We start from the raw sequence: 20434 nt of genomic DNA, 5'->3' as shown, positions 1-20434 counted from the left end.
TTCCATGACTAAGCCGCAAAGCCCAAAACCTGCTGCACCATTCTCCCGCAACCTTGTGCGAGCGGTGTTGGTGCTGGCCATTCTGCTGATGCTAGCGGCAGGGGCTGCTTTTTACTACGCATCCAAGGTGTCAGATAAATCACGTCACGCGGACGGTGACGATAAGGTCCAGGTTGTTATTAACGCCAAGAGTTGCGATCCAAATGAACTGACGGTTCCAGCGGGGCGCACGGTTTTTGAAATCGTCAACAAATCTGACCGCTCGGTCGAGTGGGAAATTCTCGACGGCGTGATGGTTCTCGAAGAGCGCGAGAATATCGCACCGGGCTTCAAGCAGACACTTTCAGCCAAGCTTTCGCCGGGCGAGTATCAGATTACATGCGGCCTTCTTTCCAACCCACGCGGCAAACTAATCGTAACACCTTCAGCGACCAGTGAAGCTGAAAAAGGCAAGCTGCCTTTGACCGCTTTCCTTGGCGCATTGGCTGAATATCAGATTTATCTTGCAACAGAAGTTGCGGAATTCCAGAAGGCGGTCGGCGTCCTTTCGGATGCTATATCAAGTGGTAATCTGGAAGCTGCACAGGTCGCTTACGCGCCAGCACGCGAAGCCTATGCCCGAATTGCTCCGGTTTCAGAAGCACTTTCTGATCTTGATACGGCAATCAATGCGCGCGCTGATTTCTTTGAAAAACGCGAGCAGGATCCAGCATTTGGCGGTTTGCATCGCCTTGAATATGGTTTGTTTGAGCAGAAGTCGCTTGACGGACTTCAGCCTGTTGCAGCCAAGCTTGTGACGGACGCGGCTGGCCTGAAAGATCGTATTCGCGCGTTGCGCATCTCACCTGATCGCATGCTGGCGGGCACAGCATCGGCAATCAACCGCTTTGCATCCACCGCTGCTGACGCAGGCGATGATCGTTACGCACATACGGATTTACAGGTATTTGCAGGGCTTGTTGAGGGCTCGGCCAAGACAGCCGACGTATTGCGTCCGATCGTTGTCAAAGTCGATCCCAAGGCATTTGAAGGGATTGATGCTCAGGTGTCTGCCGTGAAGGCGATGCTAAGTGCGCAGAATGGCAAGGCATATGACACACTTTCTGCTGACGAGAAGGCGAAAATCAAGGATGGCGCAACTGCTCTTGCCGAACAGTTTTCAAAACTCCGCGATCAATTGGGAGTGGATTAATGACAAAGAAATTTTTCAAAAAAGATAATGGAAAAGACAATCCGATATCGCCAGAGCGTCGTGTACTTTTGCTCGGTGCTGGTGCGGCAAGTGTTGCGGGTGTTTTGGGATCTTCGGCAGCCAGTGCTCGCTCGTCGAACAACGCGCTATCGTCCGAAAGCGTGACCAATGCGCCTGAGAGCGACAAGCTGCATGAGGCGCAGCCATTTTATGGTATTCACCAGCCGGGTATTGTAACGCCTCGTCCGGCAACAGGACTTGTCGCAGCTTTTGATGTGTTGGCGCGTGACCGTGCCGATCTTGAGCGCATGTTCAAGCTCCTCACGGAGCGGACAGCCTTCCTTATGAAAGGTGGCGTGCCGCCTGAACTTGATCCTAAATTTCCGCCGTCGGATTCCGGCATTCTCGGGCCGCATGTGACGCCAGATAACCTGACAATAACGGTTGGCGTCGGCAATTCGCTGTTCGATGATCGGTTTGGCTTAAAGCCGCATAAGCCGAAGCAATTGCAGCGCATGACAGCGTTTCCCAATGATGCACTGCAGAAAGATCTCTGCCACGGTGATTTGGTCATTCAGTTCTGTTCGAATACGGCAGATACCAATATTCACGCCTTGCGCGACATCGTGAAAAATATGCCAGACCTGCTGATGATCCGTTGGAAGCAGGAAGGCTCTGTGCCGGTGCAGCCGCCGCATTCGCTAAAAGCGAAAGAAAGCGCACGTAACTTCCTCGGCTTCCGCGATGGTTCTGCCAATCCGGATGCAGCAGATAAAGCCTTGATGGAGCGCATTGTCTGGATACAGCCCGATAGAGGCGAACCGGAGTGGGCTGTGAATGGCAGTTACATGGCCGTGCGTATTATCCGCAATTTTGTTGAACGCTGGGATCGCACGCCGTTGCAGGAGCAACAGACGATTTTTGGCCGTCACAAAGACAGTGGTGCGCCATTCGATGGTAAAACCGAAGCTGATGTGCCTGACTATTCCAAAGATCCGGAAGGCAAGATCACGCCAATGGATTCGCACATTCGGCTGGCCAATCCACGCGATGCCAATGCCGAGCAACATCTGATTTTGCGCCGTCCGTTTAACTATTCCAATGGTGTCACAAAAGCTGGACAGCTCGATATGGGACTGCTGTTCATCGCTTATCAGGCCGATCTGGAAAAGGGCTTTATCACTGTTCAGAAGCGCCTCGATGGCGAGCCTCTGGAAGAGTATATCAAGCCAATCGGCGGCGGTTATTTCTTCACGCTACCCGGCGTGAAAGATCAGAATGACTTTTATGCACGAGCACTCCTGCAGGCGAGTGGGCCGCAGAATGCGCGTGGGTGAAGGTCTTATCACCAAGGAGAGGTAACTATGAAATATCGTCTGCCACTGCTCGCGTCGGCTTGTGTCGTCGCTCTTTCTCTTAGCTTTGGCGTTGCAAAAGCTGAAGTTTCCCCACTCGATCTCGTTCAGCCAATTGCTGACTATAAGATCTATGTTCAGGACAACCTTGATGTTCTCGTGAAAGACACCAAGGCTTTCACCGACGCAATCAAGGCTGGTGATCTGGCGAAGGCGAAAGAGCTTTATCCTTCGACACGCGTTTCTTATGAAAGAATCGAGCCGATTGCTGAACTCTTTGCTGATCTTGACGCATCGATCGATAGCCGTGCAGACGATCACGAAGACGCGGAAAAGTCAGACGACTTTACCGGCTTCCATCGCCTCGAATATGGTCTGTTCGACCAGAATTCGACCGAAGGTCTCGATAAATATGCTGATAAGCTGTACGCAGATGTTGTCGAGCTTCAGAAGCGCATCAAAGACATGACCTTCCCGCCTGAAAAGGTTGTCGGCGGTGCAGCAGCGCTTATGGAAGAAGTGGCTGCAACCAAGATTTCCGGTGAAGAAGACCGTTACAGCCACACGGATATCTGGGATTTCCAGGCTAATGTTGATGGTTCACAGAAGATCGTCGAACTCTTCCGTCCGCTGATTGAAAAGGAAAATCCGGAGCTTCTGAAGAAGTCGGATGCCAATTTCAAAACCGTCAACGACATTCTTGTTAAGTACAAGAAGGGCGATGGCTATGAATTGTATGACAAGCTGACAGAAGAAGACCGTAAGGTTATGGCTGGCGCGATCAACACGCTGGCGGAAGACCTCTCGACACTGCGTGGCACGCTTGGCTTGAACTAAGTACTATAAATTTGATCGAAATGGCGGGCCTTGCCCGCCATTTTTATTTGTATGTACGATACTTATAAAGAGATATTGCCCACTGCAATATCAAACCATAGGCTGGGTTGTCTGGATTCATGAGGAGGATTGTAAGTCATGACCAAGCTGTCCCGCGCAACGCTTAAGAGCTTCAACAAACTTGATAAGCCTGGTTATGACCTGGAGGCGCTGACGCCCGGAATCGTGCATTTTGGCATCGGTAACTTCCATCGTGCGCATCAGGCTGTTTATCTTGATGACCTGTTTGGTCTGGGGCTTGATCACGACTGGGCTTTGGTCGGCGCAGGCGTACGTGCGAGCGATGACGCCATGCGCGACACGCTGAAAGCTCAGGATTGGCTGACAACAGTTGTCGAGCAGGAAGCTGATTATTCCATCGCGCGTATAACGGCATCGATGATCGATTACGTGACTATATCGACGGATGAGGGCCGGAAGGCCTTGCTAACCTATCTTACATCACCGGATATCCGCATCGTGTCGATGACGATTACTGAAGGCGGTTATTACATCAATCCGGCAAGCCAGCATTTTGATCCTGCGCATCCGGATATTGTCTATGACAGCGTTCATCCCGACAAGCCGAATACTGTCTTCGGCCTTATCGTGCAGGCGCTGAAACTACGCAAGCAAGCCGAAGTTGAGCCATTCACGATCATGTCCTGCGATAATATTCCCGGCAATGGCCATGTTACCGAAGATGCTGTCGTTGGTCTCGCGAAGCTTAGTGATCCGAAATTTGCTGATTGGATTGCCGCCAATGTTGCGTTTCCCAATTCAATGGTTGATCGCATCACACCGGCGACCGGTGCGCGCGAACGCGATATTGCGCTTAAGGAGTTTGAAGTTGAAGATGGCTGGCCGGTCTTCTGTGAGGGTTTCAAACAGTGGGTGGTCGAAGATAAATTCCCGACCGGGCGCCCACGGCTGCAAAAAGTCGGTGTGACCTTCTCCGATCAGGTCGACGCCTATGAACTAATGAAAATCCGTATCCTCAACGGCGGACATGCGGCCATTGCCTATCCGGGAGGACTTCTCGACATCCATTTTGTTCATGAAGCAATGGAACATCCCCTGATCCGTCAATATCTGGAAAAGCTCACCAAGCAAGAAATCATTCCAGAAGTGCCACCCGTTCCAAATACGGTTCTGGAAGACTATCGCCTGCTTATCGACAAGCGTTTTGCCAATCCAAAGATCGGCGACACAATCCGCCGCCTGTGCCTTGACGGTTCCAACCGTCAGCCGAAGTTTATTCTGCCCACCGTTTCAGATCGCCTGGCCAAAGGGCGTTCGATCACCGGCCTCGCACTGGTGTCCGCTCTCTGGTGCCGCTACTGCTATGGAACAACGGATAGCGGTGCAGTTATAGAACCCAATGATCCGTCGTGGGATCGCCTGTTAAAACAGGCATTACTTGCCAAAGACGAACCGGAACGCTGGCTCGAAATGACCCACATTTTCGGCGCATTGGCCACCAATCAAGCCTATATCGAGGCGTTCTCGGCGGCACTTAAGCGTATCTGGCAGGATGGGACGGCCAGAACACTTGAGCGCTATCTGGCAGATCAACCACTATAAAACCTACAGTGCGCCCGGATAGACTCTAACCGGGCGATTGTCTTTGACAGATTCCATCACCACAAAAGTTGATGTGCTTGCCACATTCGGCAGGCTGGAGATTTTTTCGCCCAGCACCTCGCGGTAACGCCGGATGTTGGGCGTTCGCACTTTCAGTAGATAGTCGAAAGAGCTTGCAATCATATGGCATTCTTCGACTTCACGTATCTTGCGTACCGCAACGTTAAAGGCGGTGAGGGCCGCTTCGCGCGTGTCCGATAATTTCACGGTCGTAAAAGCGATATGATCAAGGCCAAGCTTTTCGGGATTAATCGCCGCGCGAAAGCCGATAATATAGCCTTCATCGACCAATCGTTTGACGCGTGCCTGACACGGTGTCTTGGAAAGGCCGACCTTTTTTGACAACTCGGTCATGGCAATGCGACCATCATCGCTGAGCACTTCCAGAATGCGGCGATCGAACTGATCCAGATCGTCTACAGAGTCTATCTTTCGCATTCAAACTGCCTTTTGAAGTCGCTTTAATAAGATCGAATTGTCTTTATATGGATTAAATGAAGGCAGAATGCAATTTGTGCTGATGATAGTGTGCAACCATATAAAGCATAGTTGAACTGGGCCCGAGCCTGTTTTTGCGAGCACTGCACCATGACTGATAAACTATCTGCCAACGCTACTCCTGTATTCCAGAATTTTGCGCCACCGATCCGCGCGCAGACACCGCTGCGTAAAGCAATCACCGATGCCTATCGTCGGCCAGAAGCAGAATGCGTGACCGCGCTGGTTCAGCAGGCAACCCTGCCTGAAGAAATGACCAGGCAGATCAGAGAAACTGCTCGCAAGCTGATTGAAGCCCTTCGTGCCAAGCACAAGGGAACAGGTGTTGAAGGTCTGGTGCATGAATATTCGCTGTCGAGCCAGGAAGGCGTGGCACTGATGTGCCTTGCCGAAGCTCTGCTACGCATTCCGGATATGGCAACGCGTGATGCGCTGATCCGCGACAAGATTTCCAATGGCGATTGGAAGTCGCATGTTGGGGGCGGTCGTTCGCTATTCGTTAATGCTGCAACCTGGGGTCTTGTTGTCACCGGCAAGCTCACCAACACCGTCAATGACAGCGGTCTTTCGGCAGCGCTTACGCGCCTGATTGCCCGTTGTGGTGAGCCGGTCATCCGCCGCGGCGTGGATATGGCCATGCGCATGATGGGTGAGCAGTTCGTCACCGGCGAAACTATCGATGAAGCACTGAAGCGCGCAAAATCGCTTGAAGAGCGCGGATTCCGTTATTCCTACGACATGCTCGGTGAAGCAGCCACGACTGCTGCCGACGCAGAACGGTATTACAAGGATTACGAGACTGCGATCCATGCGATCGGTCGCGCTTCCGCTGGCCGCGGCATTTATGATGGTCCCGGCATTTCGATCAAGCTTTCGGCGCTGCATCCGCGTTATGTTCGCGCACAGAGCGAACGCGTGATGGGCGAACTTCTGCCAAAGGTGAAGGCGCTCGCAGCCCTTTCCAAGAAGTACAATATTGGCCTCAACATTGATGCTGAAGAAGCAGACCGTCTTGAGCTTTCGCTCGATCTTCTGCAGAGCTTGATTGAAGATCCTGATCTGGCTGATTGGGAAGGCATCGGCTTCGTGGTGCAGGCCTATGGCAAGCGATGCCCGTTTGTACTTGATTTCATTATCGATCTTGCCCGCCGCAACAATCGTCGCGTCATGGTTCGTCTCGTCAAGGGCGCTTACTGGGATGCCGAAATCAAGCGCGCGCAGGTTGATGGCCTTGAAGATTTCCCGGTCTACACCCGCAAGGTTCATACTGACGTTTCCTACATTGCTTGCGCCCGCAAATTGCTTGCCGCCCGTGATGTGATCTTCCCGCAGTTTGCAACGCATAATGCGCAGACGCTTGCCACGATCTATCATCTGGCAGGCCCGGACTTCAAAACGGGCTCTTATGAATTCCAGTGCCTGCATGGCATGGGCGAGCCGCTTTATGACGAAGTTGTCGGTGCATCGAAGCTAGGTCGTCCAGCTCGCATTTATGCGCCGGTTGGTACGCATGAAACGCTGCTGGCCTATCTGGTGCGTCGTCTGCTCGAAAACGGTGCGAACTCTTCCTTCGTCAATCGCATTGGCGACAAGAGCGTGTCGGTTGATGAGCTGATTGCCGATCCTGCGGAAGTCGTTCGTTCGATGGCCGTTGTCGGTGCACGTCACGACCAGATCAGCTTGCCTGAAGATTTATATGGCATTCGTAAAAACTCGGCAGGTTTCGACCTTTCCAATGAAGAGCAGCTGGCAGAACTGAGCGAAACGCTCAAGGCGACTGCTTCGCGCGCCTGGACTGCGGATCCGCAGATTGCTGGCGTCAAGATTAAGGGTGAAAGCCGCCCGGTTCTGAACCCTGGCGATCATTCCGATGTCGTGGGTACGGTTACGGAAATCGCCGCCGACGATGTTGCAAGCGCGATGAACGCAGCTCAAAAGGCTGTAGCAAGCTGGTCAAAAATTTCGCCTGCTGATCGTGCAGCTTGCCTTGATCGCGCTGCCAATATCATGCAGCGTGAAATGGCAGAGCTTCTCGGTCTCATCATGCGTGAAGCTGGCAAGTCTATGCCAAACGCGATTGCAGAAGTGCGTGAAGCCATCGACTTCCTGCGCTATTATGCCGAACAGACCCGCCGCACGCTGGGTGTTGCGCACAAGCCGCTTGGTCCGATTGTCTGTATCAGCCCGTGGAACTTCCCGCTGGCGATTTTCACCGGTCAGATTGCAGCAGCTCTTGTTGCAGGCAATCCGGTTCTGGCAAAGCCTGCTGAAGAAACCCCGCTCATTGCAGCGCAGGGCGTTCGTATTCTGCATGAAGCTGGCATTCCTGCGGACGCATTGCAGCTTCTGCCGGGCGATGGCCGCATTGGTGCAGCTCTTGTCGCAGCACAAGAAACCTGTGGTGTAATGTTCACCGGCTCGACGGAAGTTGCACGTCTTATTCAGGCGCAGCTTGCGTCACGTCTGCTGCCAAATGGCAAGCCGATCCCGCTGATTGCTGAAACCGGCGGCCAGAACGCCATGATGGTAGATTCGTCCGCTCTTGCCGAACAGGTCGTGTTCGACGTGATCGGTTCGGCTTTTGACAGCGCCGGTCAGCGTTGTTCGGCTCTGCGCGTTCTTTGCCTGCAGGAAGATGTTGCTGATCGCATCCTGACTATGCTTAAGGGTGCGCTCAAGGAACTGTCGATTGGCCGCACCGACAAGCTGAAAGTTGATATTGGCGCTGTTATCACGGCGGAAGCCAAGGACATCATCGAAAAGCACGTTCAGACGATGCGCGATATGGGTCGTAAGGTGGAACAGCTTCCGCTTGGACCTGAAACCGGGAAGGGCACTTTCGTTGCGCCAACCATCGTCGAGATCGACAGTCTGCGCGATCTGAAGCGTGAAGTGTTTGGTCCGGTTCTGCATGTTGTACGCTACAAGCGTAACGACATGGACAGCCTCATCGATGACATCAACGCAACCGGCTATGGCCTGACTTTTGGTCTTCATACGCGTCTTGATGAAACGATTGCTCACGTTGCTGATCGCATCCGCGTTGGCAACGTCTATATCAATCGCAACGTTATCGGTGCGATTGTGGGCGTCCAGCCTTTCGGTGGCCGTGGTCTGTCCGGCACGGGCCCGAAGGCTGGCGGTCCGCTCTATCTTGGTCGCCTTGTTGAAACAGCGCCAATTCCGCCGCGTATGGCTTCGGTTCACACCGATGCCGCGCTCAATGATTTCGCAAAGTGGCTTGGCAATCGCGGCATGAACGAACTGGCGCAGGCCGCTCGTGAAACCGGCAGTGCTTCTGCACTTGGTCTGAATATCGAGCTTCCGGGTCCCGTTGGCGAACGCAACCTCTATGCGCTTCATGCGCGGGGTCGCATTCTTCTGGTTCCACAAACTGAAACCGGTCTCTATCGTCAGCTGACAGCGGCACTGGCCACTGGCAACGAAGCGGTCATCGACGAGGCTTCAGGCTTGCGTAATGTTCTGAAGGACTTGCCTTCAAGCGTCGCTGCGCGTGTTGTCTGGACAAAGGACTGGCAGGCAGACACACCTTTCGCCGGTGCGCTTGTTGAAGGAGAGAGCGAACGCCTGATCGACATCAACAAGAAGCTGGCAGCTCTTCCGGGCCCGCTCGTGCTGACACAGGCAGCAACTTCGGCGCAGCTGGCCGAGAGCGCTGATTGCTATTGCCTGAGCTGGTTGCTTGAAGAGGTTTCGACCTCCATCAACACAACGGCTGCAGGCGGCAATGCCAGCCTGATGGCAATCGGGTGACACGTCTTCGAGCGTGTTTCGATCTTTTTCGATTAGTCAGAAAGGCGACCTTTGGGTCGCCTTTTTGGTTCGTGTTAGTCGCATTTCCATTAAAACAGAATTATTAGTCCGTTTATAAAATTTATAGAATGAAATTTATAAATTCACATTGACACACAAGCCTAAAAGGCAAAGACTATGCGAAGGCTTGTGAAAAGCCGCAGCGTGGAGGCGCTGAACATAGGGAGGAACAACAATGCGTTGGGCACTTACAATCGCGGCGTTTGCCGCCGGCGTTTCATCATTTGCAGTTTCGGCACAGGCTTCGGGCAATCTCAATCTTATATGTTCGGCAGACGTCGTAATCTGCGAGCAGATGAAGAACAATTTCGAGAAAGAAACCAACATAAAGGTGAATATGGTACGCCTGTCTTCTGGCGAAACCTATGCGAAGGTTCGAGCCGAAGCGCGCAATCCCAAGACCGATATTTGGTGGGCAGGTACGGGCGATCCCCATTTGCAAGCTGCTTCCGAAGGGCTGACGCTCGAGTATAAATCGCCAATGCTTGACCAATTACAGGATTGGGCCAAAAAGCAGGCAGAAAGCTCGGACTTCCGCACTGTCGGCGTTTATGCTGGAGCGCTCGGATGGGGCTATAACACCGATCTTTTTAAGAAGAAGAATTTGAAAGAACCCGCCTGCTGGGCGGATTTGCTTGATCCGTCCTATAAGGGTGAAATCCAGATGGCCAACCCGAATTCGTCTGGTACAGCCTATACGGCGCTTGCCACACTCGTTCAGCTGATGGGCGAGGAGAAGGCATTTGAATATCTGGCAAAGCTGAATGCAAATGTGTCCCAATATACCAAGTCTGGTTCAGCCCCGGTGAAGTCGGCTGCGCGTGGTGAAAACGGCATTGGCATCGTTTTCATGCATGATGCAGTTGCAATGACGGCAGAAGGTTTTCCTATCAAGTCGATCGCGCCTTGCGAAGGCACTGGCTATGAGATCGGTTCCATGTCGATCATCAAAGGCGCTCGCAATCTAGATAATGCCAAGAAATGGTATGACTGGGCGTTGAGTGCTGAAGTGCAATCCAAGATGAAGGATGCAAAATCCTTCCAGATTCCATCCAACAAGAATGCTGAAGTTCCAAAAGAGTCGCCACGCTTCGAGGATATCAAGCTGATCGACTATGACTTTAAGACCTATGGCGAGCCAAACAAGCGCAAGGAAATCCTTGAGCGCTGGGACAAGGAAATTGGCGCAAAGGCCAATTAAAACGAGCCCTATCTCTGGTTCGCGGTCTATTTTCGTTATCCCCTCCCGCCTGATTGCGGCGGGAGAAGGATAAATATGTCGACTTTGCCCGCAATGCGCAAAAATGAGCAGAAAAGCGGATAGGTATGAAACAACACAATCGACGGCTTGATGTGGTTCTGACGCTGGCTTTAGTCGCGTTTCTGATCCTGCCCTGGTATCGCATTGAGCAAGGCTTCTTCCGTTTCAGCTGGCTTGAAGGGTTTTTCAACCAAGCCGATAATGGACCCGCTATCCTGCAAATATTCGCTTATGGCCGCCCATGGCTTGGTATTGTTGCCGTGCTGATGCTTATTTGCAGCTTCGCACGCTTTGCGATGACGCCGGAAAAACGAACATCCGTTCTAATCGGCGCTAGCCTTCTGGGAGCAGGATTCCTTGCGCTGCAAGGGCTGGCAATTGGTTTTACCGGCTGGAACTGGATGGTAAGCGAAACGCTCTTCGGTCAGCTTGCAGACGGCCAACCCGCTTTTGGTGCCGGTGCTGTTCTCACAGGTCTTTGCTTTCTGCTGATCTTCTCCTTCGGGCTTGCAGAACGCGGTGTGATGAAAGGTGACGCTTTTGTCGTTTCCTCGATCACGCTGCTGGTCGCTCTTGTGAGTGTTTTTGTATTCTACCCGATCTTCAGCATGTTCGCAGGATCTGTGCAGAATTTTGACGGCTCTTTCAATCCCGACGGCTTTATCGGCAATATTCAGGATTCTTCAATCTGGAGCCTTGCCTGTGTGATCGGCGAGGGGCGTTGTGGTGTTGCGTGGCGCACGCTCTGGCTGGCGCTGATGACCGCAACAGGCTCGACAGTGCTTGGGCTTTCCTTCGCACTCGTTGCAACCCGCACTGGCTTTCCGTTCAAGAAGGGCTTGCGCATTCTCACAGTGCTGCCGATAATCACACCACCATTCGTGATTGGTCTGGCGCTGACATTGCTGTTTGGCCGCGCTGGCGTTGTGACGGAACAGATTTCCAATCTGTTCGGCGTTGAACCGGGCCGCTGGCTTTATGGTCTAACAGGGATCTGGATCGCGCAGGTGCTATCGTTCACGCCGATCACCTTCCTCGTTCTGATCGGCGTGGTCGAAGGTGTTTCTCCTTCCATGGAAGAAGCATCGCAAACCCTGCGTGCCGACCGCTGGCGGACGTTCAACCGTGTTTCATTGCCGCTTATGGCGCCGGGGCTGGCCAATGCATTCCTGATTGCTTTCATCGAAAGCATGGCTGATTTCGGCAATCCGATGGTGCTTGGCGGTAGTCATGGTGTACTTTCGACGGAGATATTCTTTGCCGTTGTGGGTGCGCAAAACGATCCGTCACGCGCGGCTGTTCTGGCGATTGTGCTGCTCTGCTTCACGCTTTCAGCCTTCCTCATCCAGCGTCTTTGGCTGTCTGGCAAAAACTTTGCAACCGTCACCGGAAAGGGTGATTCCGGCATTCATGCTGGCCTGCCAAAAGGATTGAAGATCGGCGTCTATGCCCTTGTTATTCCATGGATGATCTTTACTGTTGTTGTCTATTTGATGATCTTGATCGGCGGGTTCGTTCGTACATGGGGTCTCGATAATTCGCTAACACTCGATCATTATCGGCGCGCTTTCTCTGTGGGTTGGACAGATGGCGGTTTTTCATGGACAGGTGTTGCCTGGAACTCGTTCTGGACGACGATGGAAATATCATTGATCTCGGCACCGCTCACTGCTGCAGTCGGATTGCTTACTGCTTATCTGATCGTGCGGCAGCGCTTCTTCGGACGCAACGTGTTCGAATTTGCACTGATGCTGAGCTTTGCCATTCCGGGTACGGTCATTGGTGTCAGTTATATTATGGCCTTCAATCTGCCACCGCTTGAAATGACCGGCACGGCGCTGATCCTGATTGCCTGCTTTGTGTTCCGCAATATGCCGGTTGGCGTGCGCGGTGGTATCGCCGCCATGAGTCAGCTCGACAAAAGCCTTGATGAAGCATCGCTCACGCTGCGTGCTGGCAGTTTCCGCACGATCCGTAAGGTGATCCTGCCACTGCTGCGACCAGCGATTACTGCGTCTCTGGTCTATTCCTTCGTTCGCGCGATCACGTCGATCAGTGCCGTGATCTTCCTTGTATCGGCGGAATATAACATGGCGACCTCCTATATCGTCGGCCTCGTCGAAAATGGCGAATTCGGTGTGGCGATTGCCTATTCGTCGGCACTCATTCTGGTGATGGTAGTTGTGATTGTCACCTTCCAGCTTCTTGTCGGCGAGCGCCGGTTGCGACGTGAAAACCGCGTTGCCACGCTCTCGCCGATCAAAACCGTTCAACAGGAGAAAGCCGCATGACCACGATCCGTCCCGGCTCCGTTACCTTTCAAAACGTCACCAAGAAGTTCGGTAATTTCACCGCTCTGCCTGATTTGTCCCTGACAGTGGAACCCGGCACGCTTGTCACGCTGCTTGGTCCTTCGGGTTGCGGCAAAACCACGACCCTGCGCCTTCTTGCTGGGCTGGAACATCCGACATCTGGCCGGATTCTGATCGGCGGCAAGGATGTGACCATGCTCCCCGCCAATGAGCGAGATGTGTCCATGGTGTTTCAATCCTATGCGCTGTTTCCGCACATGAGTTCACTCGATAATGTCGCTTATGGGCTCGAATCTTCCGGATTAAAAAAGAAGGAAGCGCGTGAGCGGGCGGAGGAAGGGCTGAAGCTTGTTGGCCTTGCCGGTATGGGGCATCGACTTCCGGCCGAGCTTTCAGGTGGGCAGCAACAGCGTGTGGCCGTGGCCCGCGCACTCGTGCTCGAACCACAGGTTCTGCTGCTTGATGAGCCGCTTTCGAATCTTGATGCGCGCCTGCGCCGCCGTGTGAGAACTGAAATCAGGGAACTCCAGCAAAGGCTTGGTTTTACTGCAGTTTATGTCACCCATGATCAGGACGAAGCTTTGGCTGTGTCCGATACAATTATTGTCATGAAAGACGGCGATATAGCGCAGCAAGGCAGTCCGCGTGACCTTTATGAGTCTCCCGCATCGGCCTTCATTGCAGACTTCATGGGTGAGGCCAATGTTGTGCCCTGTGAAGTCGTCAGCGCAGAAAATGGAGAAGCTGTCATTCGTATCGGGAAGCTTAGTCATCGACTGGCATCATCACATGCAAGGCCGGGACCCGCACAGCTGGCGGTTCGCCCAAATGCGGTGAGTCTGCAAGCCCAGAGTGGCGGAGACTTTCCGGGACGCGTGGCCCACTCCGCTTATCTCGGTGATCATATCGAATATGAAATCGAGACTGAACACGGCAAGCTTTTCATTGTCGATCCTGCTGTGGAAGAAGCACTTCCGCCGCAAACAGATGTCGCTATCCATTTCAAGCCGCGTGGCCTTGCCATCATCAACAATTGAGCGCATGAACCATGCGCCTTTATTCCCTCTGACTGGAAACCAAGCATGACATCAGACATTTCAAAAGAGCTTGAAACACGGTTTAAGCTTGCGCAGGACATTGCGCGCGAGGCTGGTGCGCTGGCACTTGATTATTTTAATCGCCGCAAGACGCTGGTGATTGAAACCAAGCGCGATCCGCAGGATGTGGTGTCCATTGCTGACCGCAATGTCGAACAGCTGATCAATGAGCGCGTATCGGCAGCTTTCAGCGACGATGGCTTTCTGGGCGAAGAATATGGACTGAATGCAGGCACCTCAGGCTATACATGGGTGGTTGATCCCATCGATGGCACCAGCCCTTTTGTGAACGGAATGCCGAACTGGTGCGTTTCCATTGCCGTGCTGAAAGATGGTGAGCCGGTGATCGGTGTTATTCAGGCACCTTGCTTTGATGAGCTTTATGCATCTGCCAAGGGACATGGTGCAACGCTCAACGGCGAAAAGCTTGCGCTTGATGAAACGCGCACAATTCGCAACGCGGTGACGGGCATTGGTGCCAATAATTACGTAACGCCGCAGGTGGTTGCGAAGATCGTTGAAGATTTGCTTGAAGCAGGCGGCACATTCATTCGCAATGGCTCTGGCGCGCTAATGATTGCCTATGTGGCAGCGGGGCGTCTGGTGGGCTATTACGAGCCATATATGCACGCTTGGGATTGCATGGCAGGTTTTTGCCTAGTCCGCGAAGCAGGCGGCTATACGCATCCATTTCCAACGGAAGGCGCGCAACTGACCAAGGGCAGCAAGGTTTTCGTTGCTGCACCCGGTGCGGTGGACGATTTGAAAAAAGTGGCAAAACTCTAAGAAAAAAGCCCCGGAAATCCGGGGCTTTCTTTTTATGCTGATGGATTATCGCGCTTATAAATCCAGTCGTGATCGGGATGGTTTTTAAATCGCCATTTGCGGATCGGTCCGGCCATGACGTTGAGATAATACATCTCATAACCATAGGGCGCCCCGCATGGGTGATGTCCCTTTGGCACCAGAACAACATCGCCGTCAGAAACGGCCATGGTTTCATCGAGACTGCCATCTTCGGTAAAGACCCGCTGAATACCATAGCCCTGCGATGGGTTTAGGCGATGATAATAGGTTTCTTCCAGATAAGTCATATCCGGGAAGTTATCTTCATCATGTCGATGCGGCGGGTAGGATGACCAGTTGCCCTGTGGCGTGAAAACTTCCGTCACCAAGAGGCTGTCGGCGACATCGCGGCCTTCCATGGCAATGTTGAAAATGTTGCGGGTATTCGCACCTTGTCCACGCGTATCGAACGTCAGCCCTTCCGGTCCGAGTTTTTGCGCCTTACGGCCCGGTTTGCCCGGTGCTGTGCAGACAGCAAGCACGCAATCGGTTGTTGCCACTGCATCCCAGTCGCTCTCAGCAGGCACATAAAGACAATGCGGGGCGAGTTTTTCAAACACGCTCATTCGCTCGCCCATTTCACCGAAATCTTCTCCCGAGGCTTTGAGTTTTGCTTTGCCTTCGACCAGTACCAAAATGACTTCTCGGTCGCCGGTTGTCTCGGATGCGGCTTCGCCTGCTTTCAGACGATAAAGGCCAAAGCCAACATAGCCCCAATTGGCGCTTTCCGGCGTGATGTCGTGCACCTTGCCATGCTTGCCGCTCGGTTTGCGTAACAGATTGGCCATAGCTCAGTCTCCTTTGTCTAACCCTGCTTCGCGCGCAAATGCTTTGAGCGATTTCAGCCCCAGCGACTGATATTCAAATGGATTGCGCACATCAGGGTCCTGTTCAGCTTCAATCACCAGCCAGCCCTGATAGCCATGCTGGGCCGCGACCGTAAGAACGGGTACAAAATCGACACCGCCTTCATGATCGCCGGGAACAGTGAATACGCCGCGGCGCACGCCTTCCAGAAAGGACAGGCTCTGGTCGCGTACCTGTGCCGCTATAGCCGGGCGTACATTCTTGGCATGGATATGGCGAATACGCCCCATATGGTTCTTTGCAACGCGTTCAGGATCACCGCCGCCAAACAGACAATGACCTGTATCAAGCAGCAATTTGGCATGTGGGCCGGTATGTTTCATCAGAAGGTCGATCTCGTCTTCGCTCTGAACAATCGTGCCCATGTGATGGTGATAGACGAGTGCAATACCCTGCGCGCTCGCATGTTCGGCCAGTGCTTCAACGCCCGCACCAAACTCAGCCCAGCGTGCTTCTTCCAGCACCGGGCGTTCGGATAGAGACTTGCTATCGTCGCCATGAATGGCGTTCGACGTTTCGCAAACGATGATGACTTTGCATCCCATGGCGTTCAGAAGATCAAGTGCTGGCTGCATTGCAGCCTTCTCATTCTCAACGGAATTTGTCAGAAGGTTCAGCGAATGCCAGCCGGAAATATAACGCAGATTACGCGGTTCAAGCACTGCTTTAAGTTCCGCTGCAGCTTGCGGAAATTTATGACCTTTTTCGATTCCGTCGAAGCCGATTTTTGAAGTCTCATCAAGGCATTGATCAAGGCTTATATGCGCGCCAAGGCTGCGATCATCATCGTTCGACCAGGCAATCGGGTTGGTGCCATAGAGGATCATCGGTCAGTTTCTTTCTTTGATCTGAGCTTCATAATTTTCACGCGCGGCGCGTACTTGGTCGCGGTCCGAGACCTCCGGCACAGCCACGTCCCACCACCAGCCGCCGGTTTCAGGCGTCGGGTAAGGATCGGTATCGATGACGATAACTGTGGTGCGCGGGCTGTTGCGCGCTTCTGCCAGCGCATCTTCAAGTTCGCGGATAGAACCGACTTTCTTACTGTCGGCACCCATCGCAGCTGCATGGGCTGCAAAGTCGATATTCGATGCATTCACATGGGTTGTGTGGTCGAGCAGATTGTTGAACTCGGCACCGCCGGTCGCCATTTGCAATCGGTTGATGCAGCCATAACCGCGATTGTCGGTAAGCACGACTGTGATCTTGATGCCCATCATCACAGAGGTCGCAAGCTCTGAATTGGCCATCATATAGGAGCCGTCACCGATCATCACGATCACGTCGCGATCCGGTTCAGCCATCTTGATGCCAAGTCCGCCTGCGATCTCATAACCCATGCAGGAGAAGCCATATTCCATGTGATAGGACATCGGGCGACCGGCTTTCCAGAGCTGGTGCAATTCACCCGGCATGGTGCCAGCCGCGCACATGACGACAGTATTTTCTTTCGACTGACGCTGGACTGCGCCGATCACCTGCATGTCTGTGGGAAGCTGGTTGGCATCACCGGGAGCAGCCGTCAAACGGTCTGCCGCTTCAAACCATTTCTCTTTGAGGCCGCTGTCGAGGGAAGGGCGTTTGTAACTTTTTAGAGCGTGCGAAAGCGCCTCCAATCCAATCTTTGCATCCGCAACGAGCGAGATGGAACCTTGTTTGTGACTGTCATAGGGTTGGACGTTCAGGGAGAGCAGCTTTCGCCCCGAATGTTTGAACAGTGCCCACGAGCCGGTGGTGAAGTCCTGAAAGCGTGTGCCAACACCAATAACCAGATCGGCACTTGCGGCAATAGCATTTGCACTATCTGCACCAGTAACGCCGACCGGGCCAAAATTGAGCGAATGATCCCACGGCAAAGCCGATTTGCCTGCCTGTGTTTCGATAACTGGAATGTTGTGACTTTCAGCAAAGTTTTTCAGCACTTCATGGGCGCCTGAATAATGTACGCCGCCGCCTGCAACAATAACCGGGGTCTCGGCAGCTTTGATCGCGGCGATTGCTGTTGCCAGCTCGTGTTCATCGGCGGGCGGTCGCCGCCAATGCCAAACCTTTGGCGCGAAGAACTCTTCCGGCCAGTCATAGGCTTCGGCCTGCACATCCTGACAGAGAGACAGCGTTACAGGGCCGCAATCCGCAGGATCTGTCATTGTGCGGAAGGCACGCGGCAGAGCAGTGAGAAGCTGCTCAGGGCGGGTAATGCGATCAAAATAGCGGCTTACGGGGCGGAAACAGTCATTGACGGTCATTGTGCCGTCATTGAAATCCTCGATTTGCTGCAATACAGGGTCGGGACCGCGATTGGCAAAAACATCGCCGGGAATGAAAAGCACCGGCAGGCGGTTCACATGAGCGAGTGCCGCTGCTGTGACCATGTTGGTTGCACCGGGGCCGATGGAGGAAGTGACGGCGCAAGCACGTTTGCGACCGAGCTGCTTGGTATACGCGATGGCTGCATGGGCCATGGTTTGCTCATTATGGCCGCGCCAGGTTACAAGCTGGTCACGGATGCCATGCAGTGCCTCGCCAAGCCCAGCCACATTGCCGTGGCCAAAAATAGCCCAGACACCTGCAATGAAGGGCTCACCGTCTGATGTCATCTGGTTGGCGATATAGCGTACAAGAGCCTGTGCCGCTGTCAGTCGAACCGTCTTCATATTTCCTCCCAGCGGAAATCCGCTTTCTCGCAACTTGAGACTCAGGCCTCCACCTGTTCTTGGGATGCGTTTATTTCTGCCGCAGCTTGTCCCAAAGATCGCAAAAACCGCGATAGCGTTTTGCCATTTCGGCAATGGCTTCTTTATCGCTCATTTTTCCAGCAAGCCACTGGCGGGCGACTTCGCCTAAAATGGTACGACCAATGGCGAAGCCTTTGACAAGATCAAAGTGCGCCGCAACTTTAAGGCTTGCTTCAAGTTCTTCTGCAGGAGCATCAAGGCCCAGCACGACAATACCACGCGTGTGCGGATCATGACGCATGATGGTATCGCACGTATTTTGCCATGCTTTTTCTGTCGTCAGAGGCTCTAGTTTCCACCAGTCTGGATAAACGCCGATCTCGTAGAACCGCTCAACGACTTTTGCTGTGCTCATATCGTCGACGGGTGCGACTTTGGATGGGATAACTTCGAGCAAGAACTCCAGACGGTTACGCCGTGCCGCAGTGAAAAGCCGTTTTACAGTGGCTTCCTGTTGTGCTTTCACGTCTTCGCTGTCATCGGGATGATAGAAGGAAAGGACTTTGACGACATGCTCAAGCGGCCACTCCACAAGGCCACCGCAATCGGGGCCTAGTTCGGGTTCAAGCTCAAGTGGGCGAGACCCGGGCCATTCTGTCGGACGTCCAATCCACAGGCCACTGCCAGCAGCGCGATAAAGCGCATCACGACCAAGCCGACTATCGCAAAGAATGCCGTAGCCGTTTTCACCGCCTGAAACCTTTAATGCAGCATTCAAGCATAATTCTTTGAATTGTCCGATTTTCTCATCACTTGCGCCAGCTTCCCGCGCCATTTCTTCCAGCTGAATACGATGATCAAAAGCGAAAACGCGTATATGCGGCCAGTCGCCATTGCGGTTGGTCGACCAATGTATCTGTTCGAGCGCCTGATCCTTGCGTAAGGCTTTGTCGCGAATGCCACTTTGCAAGAAATATTGCAGCTCTTCCCAACTCGGATAAGCGGGGGTGCAGCCATGGCGTGACACTGCGAAGGCTCCACAAGCATTGGCGAATTTCAGACTAGTCGGCCAGTCTTCATCCTTGAGCCAGCCGCGCAAAAGGCCAGACATGAAGCCGTCGCCCGCACCAAGCACATTGAACACTTCAATGGGAAAACCTTCGCCGGATTTTCCCTCATCGAGACTGTCAGGAATGTCGTCTTCAAAGACCACTGCGCCCATTGGCCCGCGCTTGCAAACGAGGACTGCTGTTGTGATATCACGAACGGCTTTGAGAGCTTCAACCGTATCGGTTGTTCCACCCGCAATGTGAAACTCTTCTTCCGTCCCGACAATGAGATCGAACAATTTGAGTGTTATTTGGAGTTTCGCTGTAACGGCTGCAGATTCAATAAAGCGGTTTTCACCATCGCCGTGACCCGCGAGCCCCCAGAGGTTCGGACGATAGTCTATATCAAGCACTGTGCGGCTGCTATTTTCGCGCGCGAGTCTCAATGCTTTGAGAACTGCAGCTTCTGTAGACGGATGCGACAGGTGCGTGCCAGTAGCGAGTACACATCCGGCTTGCGCAATAAAGTCTGGATCGATGTCATCTTCGCAAAGCGCCATGTCAGCGCAGTTTTCGCGATAGAATATCAATGGGAACTGTTGCTGGTCACGAATGCCGAGAATGACGAGTGCTGTGAGGCGTTCAGGATCTGTGACGATGCCACGCGTATCCACCCCTTCACGCGCAAGTTCACGCAACAGAAAACGTCCCATATGCTCGTCGCCCACACGTGTTATCAGAGCTGATTTGAGACCAAGCCTTGCGGTGCCGGTTGCTATATTTGTTGGAGAGCCACCAACATATTTGTTGAAGGATGCCATATCCTCGAGAAGGCCGCCGACCTGGGCGCCGTAAAGATCCACCGAAGACCGACCAATCGTAATCAAATCGAGCTGCTTCATCCCATTTTTTCCTTGGCGCATTTGTC

Annotated in this window: 14 protein-coding genes; 9 read left to right on the top strand and 5 right to left on the bottom strand. The window is 53.2% G+C overall.

Annotated features, from left to right (window positions below; translation table 11 throughout):
* Positions 1-4: 4 nt before the first annotated feature.
* From efeO (RI570_RS16250) to RI570_RS16235, 4 genes are all read left to right on the top strand, one after another.
* A complete protein-coding gene (gene efeO / locus RI570_RS16250; RefSeq protein ID WP_313829652.1) occupies positions 5-1192 on the top strand; it encodes an iron uptake system protein EfeO in 1188 nt (395 codons plus the stop codon).
* Positions 1192-2529 carry an iron uptake transporter deferrochelatase/peroxidase subunit gene (efeB, locus tag RI570_RS16245; RefSeq protein WP_313829651.1) on the top strand — a complete coding sequence of 446 codons (1338 nt, stop codon included), beginning with the start codon at positions 1192-1194 and terminating at the stop codon, positions 2527-2529. Before efeO (RI570_RS16250) ends, efeB begins: the two co-directional genes overlap by 1 nt.
* Before the next feature lie 27 nt (positions 2530-2556).
* Positions 2557-3384 (top strand): iron uptake system protein EfeO, encoded by an 828-nt coding sequence (gene efeO / locus RI570_RS16240; protein WP_313829650.1) that lies wholly within the window; start codon positions 2557-2559, stop codon positions 3382-3384.
* A 138-nt stretch (positions 3385-3522) separates the two neighbouring features.
* Positions 3523-5007, top strand: coding sequence for a mannitol dehydrogenase family protein (locus RI570_RS16235; protein ID WP_313829649.1), 1485 nt, complete (start codon positions 3523-3525; stop codon positions 5005-5007).
* A gap of 3 nt (positions 5008-5010) precedes the next feature.
* Here the strand turns inward: RI570_RS16235 and RI570_RS16230 are convergent, their stop codons facing one another.
* Positions 5011-5505, bottom strand: a complete 495-nt coding sequence (locus RI570_RS16230; RefSeq protein ID WP_313829648.1) for an Lrp/AsnC ligand binding domain-containing protein — start codon at positions 5503-5505, stop codon at positions 5011-5013.
* Between the two features lie 150 nt (positions 5506-5655).
* On the opposite strand from RI570_RS16230, the gene putA reads away from it, so the two are divergent.
* The 5 genes from putA to RI570_RS16205 all read left to right on the top strand — a co-directional run bounded on the left by putA (position 5656) and on the right by RI570_RS16205 (position 14855).
* Positions 5656-9339, top strand: a complete 3684-nt coding sequence (gene putA, locus RI570_RS16225) for a trifunctional transcriptional regulator/proline dehydrogenase/L-glutamate gamma-semialdehyde dehydrogenase (protein WP_313829647.1) — start codon at positions 5656-5658, stop codon at positions 9337-9339.
* Between the two features lie 235 nt (positions 9340-9574).
* Positions 9575-10600, top strand: coding sequence for an ABC transporter substrate-binding protein (locus tag RI570_RS16220; RefSeq protein WP_313829646.1), 1026 nt, complete (start codon positions 9575-9577; stop codon positions 10598-10600).
* Between the two features lie 125 nt (positions 10601-10725).
* Complete coding sequence (locus tag RI570_RS16215; RefSeq protein ID WP_313829645.1) at positions 10726-12951, top strand: iron ABC transporter permease; 2226 nt, start codon at positions 10726-10728, stop codon at positions 12949-12951.
* Positions 12948-14009, top strand: coding sequence for an ABC transporter ATP-binding protein (locus tag RI570_RS16210; protein WP_064321822.1), 1062 nt, complete (start codon positions 12948-12950; stop codon positions 14007-14009). The genes RI570_RS16215 and RI570_RS16210 overlap by 4 nt, the downstream gene beginning before the upstream one ends.
* A 45-nt stretch (positions 14010-14054) precedes the next feature.
* On the top strand, positions 14055-14855 hold the full coding sequence (locus RI570_RS16205) for an inositol monophosphatase family protein (protein ID WP_313829644.1): 801 nt from the start codon (positions 14055-14057) through the stop codon (positions 14853-14855).
* A gap of 32 nt (positions 14856-14887) precedes the next feature.
* On the opposite strand, the gene iolB is transcribed toward RI570_RS16205, so the two are convergent.
* From iolB to iolC, 4 genes are all read right to left on the bottom strand, one after another.
* The gene (gene iolB / locus RI570_RS16200; RefSeq protein WP_313829642.1) at positions 14888-15703 is read right to left on the bottom strand and encodes a 5-deoxy-glucuronate isomerase; all 816 of its coding nucleotides are present in this window, start codon (positions 15701-15703) and stop codon (positions 14888-14890) included.
* Positions 15704-15706: 3 nt separating this feature from the next.
* Positions 15707-16609, bottom strand: a complete 903-nt coding sequence (gene iolE, locus RI570_RS16195; protein WP_313829640.1) for a myo-inosose-2 dehydratase — start codon at positions 16607-16609, stop codon at positions 15707-15709.
* Positions 16610-16612: 3 nt separating this feature from the next.
* Positions 16613-18436, bottom strand: coding sequence for a 3D-(3,5/4)-trihydroxycyclohexane-1,2-dione acylhydrolase (decyclizing) (iolD, locus tag RI570_RS16190; RefSeq protein ID WP_313829638.1), 1824 nt, complete (start codon positions 18434-18436; stop codon positions 16613-16615).
* Positions 18437-18506: 70 nt separating this feature from the next.
* Positions 18507-20408: a bifunctional 5-dehydro-2-deoxygluconokinase/5-dehydro-2-deoxyphosphogluconate aldolase gene (gene iolC, locus RI570_RS16185; protein ID WP_313829636.1), complete on the bottom strand. Its 1902-nt coding sequence runs from the start codon at positions 20406-20408 to the stop codon at positions 18507-18509.
* Positions 20409-20434: the final 26 nt, after the last annotated feature.

Source organism: Brucella pseudogrignonensis (assembly GCF_032190615.1).
GTDB lineage: Bacteria > Pseudomonadota > Alphaproteobacteria > Rhizobiales > Rhizobiaceae > Brucella > Brucella pseudogrignonensis_B.
This window is presented reverse-complemented; position numbering and strand designations above follow the sequence as displayed.